General features: G+C 73.0%; 15 protein-coding genes. 5 read left to right on the top strand and 10 right to left on the bottom strand.

All coding sequences use genetic code 11. The features are described from left to right. The first annotated feature begins 33 nt into the window (after positions 1–33). Positions 34–2,919, top strand: coding sequence for a DEAD/DEAH box helicase (locus tag V7E46_RS26330; RefSeq protein ID WP_443054354.1), 2,886 nt, complete (start codon positions 34–36; stop codon positions 2,917–2,919). A gap of 5 nt (positions 2,920–2,924) precedes the next feature. Here V7E46_RS26330 and V7E46_RS26325 read toward each other — a convergent pair whose 3' ends face one another. From V7E46_RS26325 to V7E46_RS26300, 6 genes are all read right to left on the bottom strand, one after another. After that, positions 2,925–3,716, bottom strand: coding sequence for a class I SAM-dependent methyltransferase (locus V7E46_RS26325; protein WP_333770729.1), 792 nt, complete (start codon positions 3,714–3,716; stop codon positions 2,925–2,927). 56 nt (positions 3,717–3,772) lie between these two features. Then, the gene (locus tag V7E46_RS26320) at positions 3,773–5,173 is read right to left on the bottom strand and encodes a hypothetical protein (protein ID WP_333770728.1); all 1,401 of its coding nucleotides are present in this window, start codon (positions 5,171–5,173) and stop codon (positions 3,773–3,775) included. Then, the gene (locus V7E46_RS26315; protein ID WP_333770727.1) at positions 5,173–5,940 is read right to left on the bottom strand and encodes a hypothetical protein; all 768 of its coding nucleotides are present in this window, start codon (positions 5,938–5,940) and stop codon (positions 5,173–5,175) included. The genes V7E46_RS26320 and V7E46_RS26315 overlap by 1 nt, the downstream gene beginning before the upstream one ends. Positions 5,941–6,200: 260 nt before the next feature. Next, positions 6,201–6,785 carry a hypothetical protein gene (locus V7E46_RS26310; RefSeq protein ID WP_329177528.1) on the bottom strand — a complete coding sequence of 195 codons (585 nt, stop codon included), beginning with the start codon at positions 6,783–6,785 and terminating at the stop codon, positions 6,201–6,203. 63 nt (positions 6,786–6,848) lie between these two features. Beyond that, positions 6,849–7,148: a hypothetical protein gene (locus tag V7E46_RS26305; protein WP_333770726.1), complete on the bottom strand. Its 300-nt coding sequence runs from the start codon at positions 7,146–7,148 to the stop codon at positions 6,849–6,851. 85 nt (positions 7,149–7,233) lie between these two features. Then, a complete protein-coding gene (locus V7E46_RS26300) occupies positions 7,234–7,743 on the bottom strand; it encodes a nucleoside-diphosphate kinase (RefSeq protein ID WP_333770725.1) in 510 nt (169 codons plus the stop codon). Positions 7,744–8,217: 474 nt separating this feature from the next. Between V7E46_RS26300 and V7E46_RS26295 the strand changes: the two genes are divergently transcribed. Together V7E46_RS26295 and V7E46_RS26290 are read left to right on the top strand one after the other, a co-directional pair. After that, entirely contained in the window at positions 8,218–8,904 is a 687-nt protein-coding gene (locus tag V7E46_RS26295; RefSeq protein WP_333770724.1) for an NUDIX hydrolase, read from the top strand. After that, positions 8,901–9,317 carry an NUDIX hydrolase gene (locus V7E46_RS26290; RefSeq protein ID WP_333770723.1) on the top strand — a complete coding sequence of 139 codons (417 nt, stop codon included), beginning with the start codon at positions 8,901–8,903 and terminating at the stop codon, positions 9,315–9,317. Before V7E46_RS26295 ends, V7E46_RS26290 begins: the two co-directional genes overlap by 4 nt. Positions 9,318–9,360: 43 nt before the next feature. On the opposite strand, the gene V7E46_RS26285 is transcribed toward V7E46_RS26290, so the two are convergent. Then, on the bottom strand, positions 9,361–9,903 hold the full coding sequence (locus tag V7E46_RS26285) for an SMI1/KNR4 family protein (protein ID WP_333770722.1): 543 nt from the start codon (positions 9,901–9,903) through the stop codon (positions 9,361–9,363). Positions 9,904–10,065: 162 nt separating this feature from the next. Here V7E46_RS26285 and htpG point away from each other — a divergent pair, with 162 nt between their 5' ends. Continuing rightward, positions 10,066–11,988, top strand: coding sequence for a molecular chaperone HtpG (gene htpG / locus V7E46_RS26280; protein WP_333770721.1), 1,923 nt, complete (start codon positions 10,066–10,068; stop codon positions 11,986–11,988). Positions 11,989–12,068: 80 nt separating this feature from the next. Here the strand turns inward: htpG and V7E46_RS26275 are convergent, their stop codons facing one another. Genes V7E46_RS26275 through V7E46_RS26265 form a run of 3 tightly spaced genes read right to left on the bottom strand, consistent with a single transcriptional unit; the run spans position 12,069 to position 15,323 of the window. Further along, entirely contained in the window at positions 12,069–13,334 is a 1,266-nt protein-coding gene (locus V7E46_RS26275; protein ID WP_333770720.1) for a hypothetical protein, read from the bottom strand. After that, positions 13,331–14,203, bottom strand: coding sequence for a patatin-like phospholipase family protein (locus V7E46_RS26270; protein ID WP_333770719.1), 873 nt, complete (start codon positions 14,201–14,203; stop codon positions 13,331–13,333). Before V7E46_RS26270 ends, V7E46_RS26275 begins: the two co-directional genes overlap by 4 nt. Positions 14,204–14,249: 46 nt before the next feature. Next, the gene (locus tag V7E46_RS26265) at positions 14,250–15,323 is read right to left on the bottom strand and encodes an alkene reductase (protein ID WP_333770718.1); all 1,074 of its coding nucleotides are present in this window, start codon (positions 15,321–15,323) and stop codon (positions 14,250–14,252) included. 129 nt (positions 15,324–15,452) lie between these two features. Between V7E46_RS26265 and V7E46_RS26260 the strand changes: the two genes are divergently transcribed. Further along, entirely contained in the window at positions 15,453–15,833 is a 381-nt protein-coding gene (locus V7E46_RS26260; protein ID WP_333770717.1) for a MerR family transcriptional regulator, read from the top strand. The last annotated feature ends 75 nt before the right edge of the window (positions 15,834–15,908 follow it).

Raw genomic sequence — 15,908 nt, 5'->3', positions numbered from 1 at the left:
CGGGAGGTCCGGCGGTCGGGGCGGGGATCGGGAGTGGGTGCGGTGACGGAGGGCTACCCGTCGGCGGGGCGGGCTGCGGCTGCCCGTACGGCCGGGCCGGGGAGCGTCGTCGACCGGCGGCGGCTGCTCGCGCGGCTGCCCGAACTCGCCGCGGGCGAGGCGGCCTTCCTGCCCGCGGAACCGCCCCGGGCGGGGCGGATGGCGTTCTGGACGCCCGGCGGCGACCCGCCCGATCTCGGGGTCGCGCCCGAGGACGTCACCGTGGCCGGGGCGGACGGCGAGCCCGCGCGGCTGGCCGCCGTCGTGCTGCCGGTGGACCAGGCGCTGCCGCTGCTGACCCGGTGCCGGGCGCTCGGGGCCGACGGCAGCGGGCGGGCGTCGGCCAGTGCCGCCTTCTGGGGCGCGGCGGCCGTGCTCGGGCTGGGGCTGCTCGCCCGGGGCCGGGTCGCGGCCGGCGTGTCGCCGGGCGGCTTCGACGCGTGGCGGATCGGCCCGCTGGACGACGCCGACCGCAGGCGGCTGGACGCGCTCGCCGCCGGTACGCCCTCGGGCGCCGCCGAGCCCGGAGCGCAGCTCCCGGCCTTCCTGGACGCCGTCGCCGACGCGCTCACCCGGACACCGCTCATCCGTACGCCGGTCGCCCGTGAGGCGGTGCGCGCGCCGGAGGGCGGCCGGCCGGTGGCGGCCGACGAGGACCGCGATCCCGGCCTTGAGGTGTCGCTGCGGCTGGAGCTGGGCGCGGAGGACTGCCTCGCGGTGGTGCAGTTGCGCAGCCTGGCTGATCCCGCGGCGCTGGCCGACGCGGCCGACCTGTGGTCGGGAAGCGTCGGCGCCCCCGAACTGTTCGGCCCGCGGGCCCGGTCGGACACGCTGCGGGCGCTGCGCCGGGCGGCCCGGGTCTGGCCGCCGGCCCGCCGCCTGCTGGACGCCGCCGCGCCGACCGGCCTGGAACTGTCCGACGAGGAGGCCGGGGCGCTGCTGGGTGCGACGGCAATCCGGCTGGCGGCGGCGGGAATTGCCGTGCACTGGCCGAAGCAGCTGGTACGCGGGCTGACCGCCACCGGGGTCCTGGAACCCGCCCGGGAGGGGACGCAGTCCTCCGCCCAGACCTTCCTGGCCTCCGGCGGCCTGCTGGACTTCCGCTGGCGGGTCGCGCTCGGCGAAAAGGAGCTGTCCGAGGCGGAGTTGGAGCGGCTGGTGCGGGCACACAGGCCGATCGTGCGGTTGCGCGACCGGTGGGTGGTCGTGGACCCGGAGCTGGTCCGTAGGCTGCGCCGGGCCGCGCGGTCCAGGAGGGCGCCGCTGACCGCGATCGAGGCGCTGGGCGCGGCTCTGACCGGCAGCTTCGAGGTGGACGGCGAACGCGTGGCGGTCGCGGCCGGGGGCGTACTGGAGGAACTGCGGGCGCTCGTCGCCGAACCGGAGCCGCGTACTGCCGGGTCGCAGTCGCCTACCGGCGCCGGGGCCGCGTACGAGACCCTGCCCGCCCCGAAGGCCCTCGCCGGGACGCTGCGGGACTACCAGCTCCGGGGCCTGGACTGGCTGGACCGGATGACCTCGCTCGGCCTCGGCGGCTGCCTGGCCGACGACATGGGCCTGGGCAAGACCGTCACCCTCATCGCACTCCACCTGCGCCGCCAGGAGCGCGCGGCCGCCGCCGGCCCGACCCTGGTGGTCTGCCCGGCCTCGCTGCTCGGCAACTGGGAGCGCGAGATCCGCCGGTTCGCCCCGGCCGCTGCCGTACACCGCTTCCACGGCCCCGGCCGCGACCTCGCCGACGTGGAGGCGAACAGCTTCGTGCTGACCACGTACGGGACGATGCGCCGCGACGCCGACCGCCTCGCCGCGCGCCCGTGGGGGCTGCTCGTCGCCGACGAGGCCCAGCACGTCAAGAACCCGCACGCCCGCACCGCCCAGGCGCTGCGCGGCATCCCCTCGCGCGGCAGGGTCGCGCTGACCGGCACCCCGGTCGAGAACAACCTGTCCGAGCTGTGGGCGCTGCTCGACTGGACCACCCCCGGCCTGCTCGGCACGCTCCCCGCCTTCCGCGACCGCTACGCCCGCGCCGTCGAGGGCGACCGCGACACCCTGACCGCCGCGCAACTGGCCGCGCTGGTACGCCCCTTCCTCCTGCGCCGCCGCAAGTCCGACCCGGGCATCGCACCCGAACTGCCGCCCAAGACCGAGACCGACCGGCCGGTGTCCCTCACGAAGGAGCAGGTCTCCCTCTACGAGGCCCTGGTCCGCGAGCTGATGGCCGAGATCGAGGGCAGCGGGGGCATGGCGCGGCGCGGCCTGGTGATGAAGCTGCTCACCGGCCTGAAGCAGGTCTGCAACCACCCCGCCCAGTTCCTCAAGGAGCCGGCGGGCGCGAAACTGCCGGGCCGCTCCGGCAAGTTGCGGCTGCTGGACGACCTGCTGGACACGATCCTGGCCGAGGACGACTCCGCCCTGGTCTTCACCCAGTACGTGGCCATGGGGCGGCTGATCGAACGCCACTTGGCGGACCGCGGTGTGAACGCCCTGTTCCTGCACGGCGGTACGGCGGTCCGCCGCCGCGAGCGGATGGTCGACGCCTTCCAGGCCGGCGAGAAGCGGGTCTTCCTGCTGTCGCTCAAGGCCGCGGGCACGGGCCTGAACCTCACCCGGGCCGGCCATGTCATCCACTACGACCGCTGGTGGAACCCGGCCGTCGAGGACCAGGCCACCGACCGCGCCCACCGCATCGGGCAGACCCGGCCCGTCCAGGTGCACAGGCTCGTCGCCGAGGGCACCGTCGAGGACCGGGTCGCCCAACTCCTGCGGCAGAAGAGAGAACTGGCCGACTCGGTGCTGAGCGCGGGCGAGGCGGCGTTCAGCGAACTGAGCGATGCCGACCTGGCGGGCCTGGTCGCCCTGCGCTCAGCGGGCCGGCGGTGACCCGCTCAGGCTGCCGCGTGCTGCTTCGTCGCCACCACGTACACGCTCGCCCACTCCCGCTTCGGGTTCGCGATCGCCGGGTCGAAGGCCCACGGCTCGACCCGGGTGAAGCCGGCCTGGGTGAAGAGCTGGACGAGCTTGTCGAAGTCGTAGGCCCAGTAGTGGGGGTTGTAGGTGGGGTCGTCGTCCTGGTCGCGGAAGACGTAGTTGATCAGGTCGAGGTAGGTGGCAATGTCCTCGCGGCAGGTGCGGTGGGCGTACCAGCGGTCGATCATCTCGGCCGCCTCGGCCGCGGGCGCGGGGTACGGTCCCAGGACATGGGCGGCGTCCGGGACGCCGGTGACCAGCCGCCCGCCCGGGGCCATGACGCGGTGGGCCTCGCGGGCGAAGTGCTGGGCCGAGCGCGGGTAGTCGAGGTGTTCGAGGAAGTGCTCGGAGAACAGGAACCGCACGCTGGCGTCGTGCAGCGGAATGCCCTCGCGCACGTCCCACACCAGGTCGGCGGGCGGTATCGCGTCGATGTTGAAGAAGCCGTCGATGCGGTGGGCGCCGCCGCCGATCTGGACCGTGCCGGGGGTGCCGTCGATCCGGCCGTCGGGCCAGGCCGCCCGGCCGGCCCGGTGGTGGGCGGCGAGGTCGAGCTCCTTGGCCGTGGCCCGCAGCGTACGGGCGAGGCCGTGCGGGGTGGCCGGGTCGGCCAGCAGGGCGCGGAGGCGGTGCGCGAAGTCGTCGGGATCGCCCGGAGCGGCGCCGGCGGCGGTGTCGGGGCGTGCGGTATCACGGTGGCTGGTCGTCATGGTGTCCTCGCGGGGTCGCGGGCGGAAGGGGATGCGGACGCCGGGCGGGGCGCGTCCTACACGGGTGCGGGTGCGGCCGGTTCGGCCCACCGGCTGCTGCGCATGAGCGTGTGCTTGATGTCCACCAGGCGCGGCGCGATGGTCAGCGCCAGCTCCTCGACGGGGTGCAGCAGCCCGGCGGCGTCCTGCTCGGCGCGCCAGACCCGGTAGTCCAAGTCGGGGTAGGCGGGGTTGATCCCGACCTCGCCCTTCGGGAAGGTGCCGTTGAAGGGGACCACGATGTCCATGTGGTTCCAGTAGTTCCACGCCTGAAGCGCCTTGTGCTGGTCGTAGTAGAAGTAGAAGTCCGGGTAGCGGCCGAAGGTCCGCAGTTCGCGGTGGATCATGTGGCCGAGCAGCGGCCCGAGTTCGGCGGTCAGGCTGTCGAACTCCCAGCGCCTGTGGTGCCAGGCCCCGGGGACCTGCCCGCGGGTGAAGAGCCGGGCGGCGATGAGGTGGCTGATCCGCTCGGTCAGGTACGCGCGGGCGTGCGCCGGATCGGCGGTGCTGTCGATCCGGGCGAGAAAGGCGTCGAAGTCCCCGGTCGGCGGGCGGAATGTCGCGAGGTCGAACCGGCCGGCCGTGTGCGGGAGGGTGGTGAAGAGCATCTCCTTGTACAGCCAGTTGTCGAACTCCCCGGCGGCGGCCAGCCGTACGGTACGCGGCGCCGTCGAGTGCAGCATCAGGTACTCCGCCAGCGCCTCGAAGTACACGTATCCCAGGATCGGCAGCCGCGGGAGGGCGTCGTCCAGCAGCCGCAGGAAGAAGCCGGGCGGCACGCGGGCCCCTTCGTACGCGATGGCCGCCGCCATCGAGAGCAGGGCCGTGCAGTTCTTCGTCCGGCTGACGACGGACTCGCGCAGCCGGTGCCGTTCGGCCTTGGAGAGCAGGTATTCGAGGCGGCTGTAGATCTGGAGGTGGATGCCGCCCAGGCGCAGGTAGTCGATACCCGCCAGACCGCGGTAGGCCTGCTCGGGAAGGCGCAGTTCGAAGACCAGCGGGGTGGGCGTACGGTCCGGGGCGCCGCCCGACCTCGCCACGAAGGCGGGCGCCTCCCGGTCGAGGATGTAGGCGCCGAGGTTGTGCATGCGCAAGCCGCCGTCCGTAGGGGTGAGCGGGGCGCAGTAGACGCTCCCGACCAGGCAGCCGCCCGAGGGGTGGAGCACACCGTGCTCGGTGATCCGCTCCAACGCGTGGGTGACGTGCAGCAGATGCAGGGTCCCGCCGCCCCGGAGCGCGTCGAAGAGGGCGTTGCCGCGCAGCAGGTGGCCGTTGGGCGTCTCCGCCAGCCGGCGTTCCCACTGCCCGGTCTGCGCGGCGAGCGGGTCGCCCCGGTGCGGGGCGGGGGCGGGTATCGGCGCCGTGTCGAAGAACGCGTGGGCGTCGGCCCACTGTTCGTAGGCGTCGCGGACGTCCATCAGGCAAGCAGCTCCCTCAGGTCCAGGGGTTCCAAGGCGCGCAGGACGGCGTGCTCGTTGCCGCAACCCGCCAGGCTGGCGGACTCGGACCGCACCACCAGGTCGAACGCGGTCGCGCGGAGCCGGTCGAAGACATCGGGGCGTATGCGTACGTGGGCCGGGTCCGGCCACCAGCTCAGCTTCGGCAGCCGGTAGCGGTCGAGCGCGTCGGCGGCCTTGAGGAGGTCGCAGACGCGGGCGGCGCGGGCGTGATCTGCCGTGTCGCCGCTGGTGAAGGCGGAGTAGGGCACGTCGTGCAGGCGTATCGCGGTGGCGGCGCGTACGACGCGGTGGGGCGCGGCGGTGAGGCGGAAGTGCGCCCAGACCTGGTCCGCCCGCTCCGTCAGCCATGCCGCCGCGCGCCGCCCGTGGCCCCGGTCGTCCTGGTCGTGCAGGCGGCGGCAGTCGTGCACGGCGGCGGCGAGGACGAGGTCGGCGGTCTCGTCCTCGCCGAGCCCGGTCCGCTCGGCGAGCATCGCGGCCAGCGCCGCCGTACGCATCGCGTGCCGCGTGCCGTGCAGCGACTCCGCCGTCCTGGCCTCGGCCCACCAGCCCGCCGGGACGGCGGACCTGGCCAGCAGCCGAAGGGACGCGGGCCGCAGCGGCGGGCGGAGCGCGGGCCGGTCGGTGAAGTCGGGCCTGTTCGCCACGATCCAGCGGACGGTGGCCCGGTCGGTGTACTGGTGGCGCGGAAGGCGCTTGAGCGCGGCCAGTTCGACCAGGCTCACGGCGGGTCCTGCGGGTCCTGCGGGTCCTGCGGGTCCTGCCGGTTCGGCGGGTCCTGCCGGTTCGGCGGATCGGGTCGGCCCGACGGGCCCTGCCGTTTTGGCCGTTCCGGTCGTTCCGGTCGTTCCGGCCGGTTCGGCCGCTTCGTGCGGGCCGACGGCTGATCCGTGCGGCCCGGCGGCCGGTTCGGCCGGACGTCCCTGCGGTGCGGTGGTGCTGCGCATCTGGTCCACCCCCCTCGGTGGTCTGGACGGCGGGCGCGTCAGCCGGCGGGTGCCGGCCGGCGCTCACCCGCCTTGCGGTCGCGTTCCGCGGCCTCGAACGCGGCTGTGAAGTCCGCGAGTTCCCGCTCGCTCATGAGCGGAACCGCCAATTCCGCGGCGACCGAGCGAATGAGCGATTCCGCCTCGTCCACCGCCGCCTGTCCGGGTGCGTCGTCGAGCAGCACTTCGAACTCGGCGTGGTGTCCCCATGCCTGGCTCCACTTCACCGCGATCTCCACCCCGCGGAAGCGGAAGTTGTGCCGCCGATTGAACGCCTCGTGCATGTCCGGCTCGAAACCGAGCGCGTTGAAGACGCGTACGGCAGCGGCGACATCCGCACGCGCGAGCGGAAATTCCGTCTCGGAAAATGCGGCGCCCTGACCGATCTTGCTCATCTTGAGTGTGATCTTCGCCGTGCCCGCCGCGGTGTTGTCCGTGACCTTCAGCAATTTGTCGGGCAGCACGTAGAAGTAGATCCGTTTGTCGTCGCATCCGAGATCTTCGCCGTCGTTCTCCAGACGGGAAATGAGCCGGGCGTGCGCGGTCTTGTCGAAGCGCGCGCGCATCTCGATCTCCGTGGCCAAGGGTGTCGCCGCCTTCCTGGATGTGGTGGACGTATTCGCCGGTAGTGGGCGGGCGGGCGGGCGTCAGGCGGGCCGGCCGAACCGGTCGCGTACGACGCCCTCGTGCAGGTAGTGCGGGAGCAGTACGCCACCCACCGACACACGCGTGGTCGCGGCCTGTTCCAGGGTCTCGCCCGGGAAGTCCGCCAGCAGCCGGAGGCACTGCGCCACCCACTCGCGTGACCGTGCCCAGTCGCCGGCGTCCCGGGTCCGCACCGCGAGTGCGAAAGCCGTCTCCGTGGCCGCCCACCGGTCGGTCGCCAACTGGCTGTGGAAGGTGGTCTCCAGCTCCTCGACCGAGGCAGCGCGGGTCTGGCTGATCATGGTGCCCTTCTTCGTACGGTGGTGCTTCGTCGCTGATCAACGCCCCGGTGCCCGACTGCTCGGCGTCGGTGGCGCGGTTTCCGGCTCAGTAGGTGAAGGTCTCCGCGAGGGTGCGGTAGTCGTGCAACTCGTCCTTGGCGAACCACAGGTCCAGCTCCTGGGCGGCCTCGTCCCTGTTGCCCGAGGCGTGCACCAGATTCGCCACCGCCTTGCCCGTGGCCAGGCTCGCGCCGCTGCTGTAGTGCGAGAAGTCGCCGCGTACCGTTCCCGCGGGCGCCTCGTCCGGGTAGGTGCTGCCGACGATCTTGCGTACGGTGGCGACCGCCCCGAAGCCTTCCAGCGCCAGGGCGATGACCGGCCCCTGCTGCATGAAGGCGGAGGTGACGGCGTAGACCTCGGCGCCGTGCCGCTCCTCCAGGTCGAAGTAGTGGCGCCGGGTGAGGTCGGCGTCCATCCGCCGCATCTTGACGCCGACGATCTTCAGGGCGGCGTCCTCGAAGCGGGCGATGATCCGCCCGGCGATGCCGCGTACCACCGCGTCGGGTTTGAGGAGCACGAGGGTGCGCTCCACCGTCTGTTCCTGATCTTTGGCCATTGATTCCCTTTCGGCTGTCGGGCCGTCCGGCCGCCTGCTGCCGGCGGTTGACCCCCGGTAAGCAATATGACGACCATTCAGCACGTCATTCGACTGACATTACCCGCGCCGGGGCGGCCCTCGGCTCATGCGGCCGGCGGTCGACGCGTACGCACCGGGTACTGGCCGGATGCGGTTCCATGCAATTGCGGACGCGGGCACTTCTTCGGCACGGTCCCGGTGTTGCTGAAACCATCCTGCTGGCGATCGTCTCTCGTTCGAGGGCTTGGACAGGCCATCAAGAGACCTCCGCGGGACATATTCGACGGGAAGTGATTGAGCCCGGGACGGTGGGGAACCGCCTGACTACGAGTGAAGCGGAAGACCGCAATTGACGCGATGTACGGGCGGTGCAGCGGGGGTGCAGCGGCTGTGCAGAAGTGCTGCCTGCCGTTGAGCGGGAAGCGGGCCCGAGGGGAATGCGAGGGGGGACGCATGGACGTGGTGGACGTCTGGAGCGGGCGGAGTGCGTGCGTCCTCCAGGCCGCCCTGCGGATGACCAACGAGTCCTTCGCCAACCACCTCGGCATCGCGCTGCGTACGGTCGCGGCCTGGCACGCGTACCCGGACGTCGTCCCCCGGGCGGAGATGCAGCAGCTCCTGGACGCCGCCTACGAGCGGGCCGGCCCCGCGGTCCGCGCGCGGTTCGCCCTGCTGGCCCGGGCCGCCCCCGGCGGTGCGGGGCCGTCGCGCGGCGCCGAGGGCGGCGAGGCGGCGGGCGGCGGGGCGCAGGTGCTGCGGGTCGCGATCGCCGTCGTCCTGCGGGGGAGTGAGGTGCTGCTGGTCTGCCGCCGCGACGGCGACGCCTCCGGCATCACCTGGCAGTTCCCGGCCGGCGTGGTCAAACCGGGGGTGCGCCCGGAGACCGTGACCGTGCGCGAGACGCACGCCGAGACCGGCGTGCACTGTGCCGTACGCCGCAGCCTGGGCAGCCGGCTGCACCCGCTCACCGGCGTCCACTGCGAGTACTTCCTCTGCGATTACCTCGCCGGTGTAGCGCGGAACAGCGACATTCTGGAGAACATGGACGTTATGTGGGCTCGCAGAGACGCCGTCACGCGCTTCATCCCCGCCGAGGCGATCTTTCCGCCGATCACCGCAGCTCTGGAGGGCCAGCCATGACCGACAAGACCGCCGCGGAGCGCCCCGGCATCGCGGCCGCGATCATCGTTCATGACGGGTGCGTCCTGATGGTCCGCCGCCGGGTCGCCGAGGGCCAGCTCTCCTGGCAGTTCCCCGCCGGGGAGATCGAGCCGGGCGAGTCCCCCCAGGAGGCCGCGGTCCGCGAGACCCGCGAGGAGACCGGCCTGGAGGTCGTGGCCCTGCGCCTGCTCGGCGAGCGCGTCCACCCCAAGACCCAGCGCCTGATGTCCTACACGGCGTGCGAGGTCGTCGGCGGCGCCGCGTATGTCGCCGACGCCGAAGAACTCGCCGAGCTGACCTGGTGCGCCCGCGCCGACATCCCCGCCCGCGTCCCCTACGGCCTCTTCCCCCCGGTCCAGGCCTACCTCGACGCGACCCTCCCCACCGACTGACCCAGCCGGGCGGCCCGTACCCGCGGGGACCCGCGCCCGGTGCTCAGCCGGTTGCCGCCAGGCGGTGGGACGCGGCGGGCCAGGGGGCGGGGCCTGCCGTCTCGTCGGCGAGCATGACGTGTTCCTCCCACCAGCCGGTGCCGTCCAGCCAGGCGGTCAGCCACTGGGCCAGGGAGGGGGAGTCCTGGAACCAGGCGTCGGCCCAGTCGTCCGGTACGGCGTTGGGTTCGAACAGGAGGACCGGCGCGGCGGGGTCGACGCAGTCGACGGCGGCGTACATGCCGCAGCCCCAGTCCAGGATCGGCAGGACGCCGCGGGGCCAGTACGCGCAGGTGGCCGTCCGCAGCGGACCGTATTCGGCGACGGCGGTACGTCCGGGGCCGGTCAGCGGCAGCAGGCGGTAGCCGGGGCCGAAGCCGCCGTTGGCGACCTGGCGGTACAGCCCGCTCAGCGCCGGCGGCAGGGTGAAGCCGAGGGCGGCCTCGGCGTCCGCGACGTCCCGCTCGCCGACGCACGGCGGAAGGTCAGGGAACTCCTGCTCGGCGCGGGCAAGGACGCGGACGAAGAGCTGGGCGAGGTCGTTCACGCGACCGACCTTAGGCCTCGGCACCGACAGGGACGGGGGCGGCGATCCGCCCGCGGGGGCGGGCGCCCGATGGGGGAAGGCCGCTTTCGCGGTCGCGTCCCGCGGCTACAGTGCTGAGGTCAGTACCCGTCACCCGGTGACCTTGAGAAGGACCAACGGATAATGCCGACAGAGACGTTCGAGTTTCAGGTGGAAGCGCGCCAGCTTCTGCAGATGATGATCCACTCGATCTACTCCAACAAGGACGTGTTCCTGCGCGAGCTCGTCTCCAACGCCTCCGACGCCCTGGACAAGTTGCGGCTCGAAGCGCTCCGCGACGACTCGCTCGGCGCGGACGTGTCCGACCTCCACATCGCCCTCGACGCCGACCCGAAGGCCCGCACGCTGACCGTCCGGGACAACGGCGTCGGCATGTCGCGCGACGAAGTGGTCGAACTCATCGGGACGATCGCGAATTCGGGTACGGCGAAGTTCCTGCGCGAGCTGAAAGAGGCCGACGGCGCGTCGGACGCCGAGGGGCTGATCGGCCAGTTCGGCGTCGGCTTCTACTCCAGCTTCATGGTCGCCGACGAGGTCACGCTGCTGACCCGGCGCGCGGGCGAGAGCCAGGGCACCCGCTGGACGTCGACCGGCGCGGGCACGTACACGGTGGAGACCGTCGAGGACGCGCCGCAGGGCACCACGATCCTGCTGCACCTCAAGCCGGAGGACTCCGAGGACCAGCTCCACGACTACACCTCGCCCTGGAAGCTCCGGGAGATCGTCAAGCGCTACTCCGACTTCATCACCTGGCCCATCCGCATGGCCGCACAACCCGCACCCGACGCCGACGCGGAGGGGGCCGACGCCGGGCCGGGCGAGCCCGAGACGCTCAACTCCATGAAGGCGCTGTGGGCCCGCTCGCGCGACGAGGTCACCGACGACGAATACCACGAGCTGTACAAGCACATCAGCCACGACTGGACCGACCCGCTGGAGACCATCCGCCTCCAGGCCGAGGGCACCTTCGAATACCAGGCGCTGCTGTTCATCCCGGCCCGCGCCCCGCAGGACCTCTTCCTCCAGGGCTACAAGCGCGGTGTCCAGCTCTACGTCAAGCGCGTCTTCATCATGGACGACTGCGAAGCGCTGATGCCGCCCTACCTGCGCTTCGTCAAGGGCGTCGTGGACGCGCAGGACCTGTCGCTCAACGTCTCGCGCGAGATCCTCCAGCAGGACCGGCAGATCCAGCTCATGCACCGCAGGCTGGCCAAGAAGGTGCTCTCCACGGTCAAGGACCTGATGACCGCGCACCCGGAGAAGTACGCCACTTTCTGGACGGAGTTCGGCCGCGTCCTGAAGGAGGGGCTGCTCAGCGACCGCGAGAACCGCGACACCATCCTCGCCGTGTCGTCCTTCGCCACCACCCACGACAAGGACCAGCCGACCGCGCTGGCGCAGTACGTGGAGCGGATGAAGGACGGCCAGGAGCACATCTACTACCTCACCGGCGAGTCCCGGCAGGCCATCGAGAACTCGCCGCACATGGAGGCGTTCCAGGCCCGGGGCATCGAAGTGCTGCTGCTGACCGACCCGGTGGACGAGGTGTGGGTCGACACGGCCCCGGAGTTCGACGGCAAGCAGTTCCGCTCCGTCGCCAAGGGCGAGATCGACCTCGGCACCGCGCAGGAGAAGCAGGACGCGGACACCGAGCGCGGGAAGCAGCAGGAGGAGTACGCGGGCCTGCTGGCCTGGATGACCGACCGGCTGAGCGACGACGTCAAGGAGGTACGGCTCTCCTCCCGGCTCACCGTCTCGCCCGCCTGCGTCGTCTCGGACACGCACGACGTGACACCGGCGCTGGAGAACATCTACCGGGCGATGGGCCAGGAGATCCCGCACTCCAAGCGGATCCTCGAACTCAACCCCAAGCACCCGCTGGTCGTCGGCCTCAACCGGACCCACACCGAGCGCCCGGACGACGCCGGCCTCGGCGAGACCGCGGAACTCGTCCACAGCCTCGCCCTGTTGGCCGAGGGCGGCGAACTGGCCGACCCCGCCCGCTTCGTGAAGCTGATGGCCGACCGCCTCGAACGCACCCTGTGAGTCAGGACGCCCTCGCGCCTCAGGCGGGATAGGCGTATGCCCCGGCGCCCGGTTGTACAACTCCGGGAGCCGGGGCGCTTCTACACGTGGGGCGTCGCCGCGACCGCCTGCTCGGCCGTCCAGCGGTCCATCCGCTCCCACTGCCCGAGCAGCCACTCGCTGCGCGCCTCGTCGCTTCGCGGGATGTCGGCGGCCGGTATCCGCCACCAGTGGACCAGGACCGGCCGCCGGAAGGGCAGGAACGTCCAGGCGGCGCGCGGCGAGGCGATGACGTCGAGGCCCGCGTGCGCGACGAAGACCACGTCGGCGGTGGGCGCCGCCGCCAGCACCGCGAGGCTTCCGGCGTCCCGCGGCGGCAGTACGTAGTGCAGCCGGGCCGCGCGGGCGGCCCGGCGGTACTGGCCGAGGCGGCGCAGCCGCGCGACGGCCCGGCGGTGGCGGCGCGGGGTGAAGTTGCCGCCCTCGGGGAAGATCACCAGCGCGTCCCTCGGCCGCAGCCCCGTGGCCAGTGCCGCGATCGCGTCCTCGGCGGTGCCGTGGGCCGGGGGCAGGAAGCAGTGCGGCACCCGGCCGAGCAGGACGTCGAGGCACGGATCGGCGCGCAGCACCCCCTTGAGCACGGTGTGCGGCAGCAGACCCGCCTCGGTGAGCAGCATCTGCAGCAGCAGGAAGGAGTCGCCGAGACCCGCGTGCCGCCCGAGGACCACCAGCGGCACGTCCGGAGTCCGGGCGGCGGCGGGCAGCGCGGGGGTCACCTCCACCCGCAGCCCGAACAGCCGTTCCGCCACCCGGCGCAGGACGGCCAGTAGCCGGGCGAGCACCCCGAAGGCCTCGGCCGCCCGCCGGTTCCGCGCGGCCGGCCCGCCGAGGGGGTCGCGCAGGAAGAGCACGGAGGCGGCCAGCAGCCCCGCGAGGTCCACCACGAGGTAGACCAGCAGGAAGCAGGCCATGCGTGTCGGGCGCCACGGCCCGCGCGCGACCAGCGACACGGGCGCGCTGAGCACGCTCACGGCGACAACCAGGGCCGCGGCCACCGGGATCAGCGCGATCAGCAGCACGGTGGTGACGGTCCGCCGCCCCGCGGTGACCAGCGCGGAGCCGAGTCCCGGGGACGGACGTACGGGTCCCGCGCCGGGCGCGGGGTGCGCGGGTCCGCCGGACGCAGCGCGGGCGGCCGGGCGGGCGGCCTGCGCCGGTATCGCTTCCCCGGCCGCGGTGGTGTCGGCCGGGCGGACCGCCTCCCCGGGCAGCACGCGCTCGGCCTCCCGCGAGGCACGCGGCAGGCTCGCCGCCGGGCCGCCCCGCCCCGCGCGCTCGGCCCGGCCGCCTGTCACGGGGCGCTTCACGCCGGGCCGTCCGCGGCGTCGAAGGCGGAGTCCAGGTAGCGCGACGAGGCCGCGTAGGCCCGTTCGATGCGCTCGGCCGTCTGCCCGAAGGCCCGGTGGCGCAACTGGCGCAAGGTCCCGCCCACTTCGCCCGAGGCCGCGCCGCTGGGCAGCACATGCACGGTGACGTGCGGCGGCAGGTCGGCCATGTCGCGGGCGAAGCGGTGCCTGCGGGCGATCTCGAACGCCACGGTGGCGACCTCCCACGGCAATCTGGGCGGGGTGAGGGGCCGTTCGATCCGGCCGACCTGCAGCACATAGATCTCGCGGGCGCCCAGGGCGACGGCCCTGCCCACCGGGATGCTGTTGACCAGCCCGCCGTCCACGAAGTGCTCGCCGCCGAGTTTGACCGGCGGCAGCAGCCCCGGCACGGCGGACGAGGCGAGCACCGCCTCGACCAGCGGACCGCTCTCGAACCAGTGCTCGGCGGCGTTTTCGATGCTCGCCGCCACGCACTGGAAGGGCACCGCGAGCTCCTCGATGCGGGCGACCGGCAGATGGTCGCCCAGCAGGTCGAGCAGCTGCGCCGGGGTGTAGAGGTGGGTGCGGCTGCGTACCGCGGTGGACAGCCGTCCGACCAGCGAACCGGCGAACACCCCCGCCCGGCCCAAACCCGTCCACAGGTCGATCAGTTCGCTCACCGCGGCCTGCGACGGCTCGGCGGCCACGGCGGCCCCGTTGATCGCGCCGACCGACGTGCCCAGCACCAGGCCCGGCTTCACCCCGGCGGCGAACAGCGCCTTGAGCATGCCGACTTCGTAGGCGCCCAGGGCGCCACCACCGCCCAGGACGAAGGCCGGGCCGGACACGTCACGCGCGCTGGGGTCCATGTCCCTCGCGTGCCCCGACTCCGCGCGGCCAAGCCGCGCCGCGGCCTCACACCACGTGCTGGTGGGCCGGGTAGGTGAGATACCCCGCGTCGCCGCCCTGGTAGTACGTGGCCTCGTCGACCGGGGCGATCGGGAGTCCGCGCCTGAGCCGTTCGACCAGGTCGGGATTGGCGAGGAAGGCGCGGCCGAAGCTGATGAGGTCGGCGCCCAGGCCGAGCCAGTGGTCGGCGTCGTCGCGGCCGGCCTGCTTCGGCCCCATCGGGTAGACGGGGTTCATCACGAGGGTGCCCGGCCAGGCCCGGCGCAGGCCGACCAGGACGTCCTCGTCTGCGGTGGCTTCGAGGTGGACGTAGGCGAGCCCGAGGCCGGCCAGTTCGGTCAGCAACGCGGCGTACAGCTCGGGGACATCGCTCTCCTCGACCCCCCAGAACGTACCGCCGGGTGACAGCCGGATGCCGGTCCTGTCACCGCCGACGGCCTCGACGGTCGCGGCGACGGCTTCGACGGCGAAGCGGATCCGGTGGGCGACCGTGCCCCCGTAGCGGTCGGTGCGCAGGTTGGCGTTGGACGACAGGAACTGCGAGATCAGGTAGCCGTTGGCGCCGTGCAGCTCCACGCCGTCGAATCCGGCGTCCACCGCGCGGCGGGCGGCCTCGGCGTAGGACCGCGCGTGCTCGGGCACTTCCGCGGTCTCCAGGGCGCGCGGCACCGGGGCGGCCTGCGGCCCGGTCGGAGTGAACACGTCACCGACGGCGGCGACGGCCGAGGGTCCGACCGGCCGCGTACCGATGGTGTCGGGGTGCGAGACCCGGCCGCCGTGCATGAGCTGGGCGAAGATCCGTCCGCCGTTGGCGTGGACGGCGGCGGTCACGGGGCGCCACGCGGCGACCTGCTCGTCGGTGTGCAGCCCCGGCGTCCCCGGGTTGGACTGCCCGATCGCGCTGGGCTGCACGCCCTCGCTGACGATCAGCCCGGCCGTGGCCCGCTGGGCGTAGTAGGCCGCCATCGACGGCGTCGCCAGACCGCCGGCGGCGGCCCTGATCCGGGTCATCGGGGCCATGACCGTGCGGTTGGGGAGAGTCAGCCCGCCGAGCCGGTAGCTGGTGAAGAGAGAGGTCACGTCGGATCCCTTGTGGTCCTCGGTGCCCGGATCTCGGGCACGAGAGCTACGCTAAAACCTCACATCCATGTCAGAGGCAAGCCGGTATGACGCAGGTCACAGGCCGGCGGACCCGGTCAGGAGGACACCGTGCGGATCGGGGAACTGGCGGCGCGGGCCGGAGTGAGCGTCCGGTCGGTGCGCTACTACGAGGAGCAGGGGCTGCTCGCCAGCACCCGCAGCGCCAGCGGGCAGCGGCACTACACGGAAGCCGAGGTCGAGCGGGTCGCGTTCATCCAGCGGCTGTACGCGGCCGGCCTGTCCAGCCGCACCATCGCCGGGCTGCTGCCCTGCGTCGACGCGCCCAGCCAGACCAATTCCGACGCCGCGATCGCCCGCATGGAGCTGGAGCGCGACCGGCTCTCCGCGCACATCGCCGATCTCGTACGGACCCGGGACGCGCTCGACGGGCTGATGGCCACGGCCCGCGCGCACCGGGCGGAGCTGGTGGCCGCCGCCACGGCCGGCTGACCGGTGCTTTACGGAGCCGTGCCGCCGTCGCCGCTCCCGCCGGACCCGTCGCTCGGGGTGGGGGTCGGGGACGGC

The sequence above is a fragment of the Streptomyces sp. IBSBF 2435 genome (assembly GCF_036815005.1).
GTDB lineage: Bacteria > Actinomycetota > Actinomycetes > Streptomycetales > Streptomycetaceae > Actinacidiphila.
Note: the sequence above shows the minus strand (reverse complement) of the source record. Positions and strands in the feature narration are given on the sequence as shown.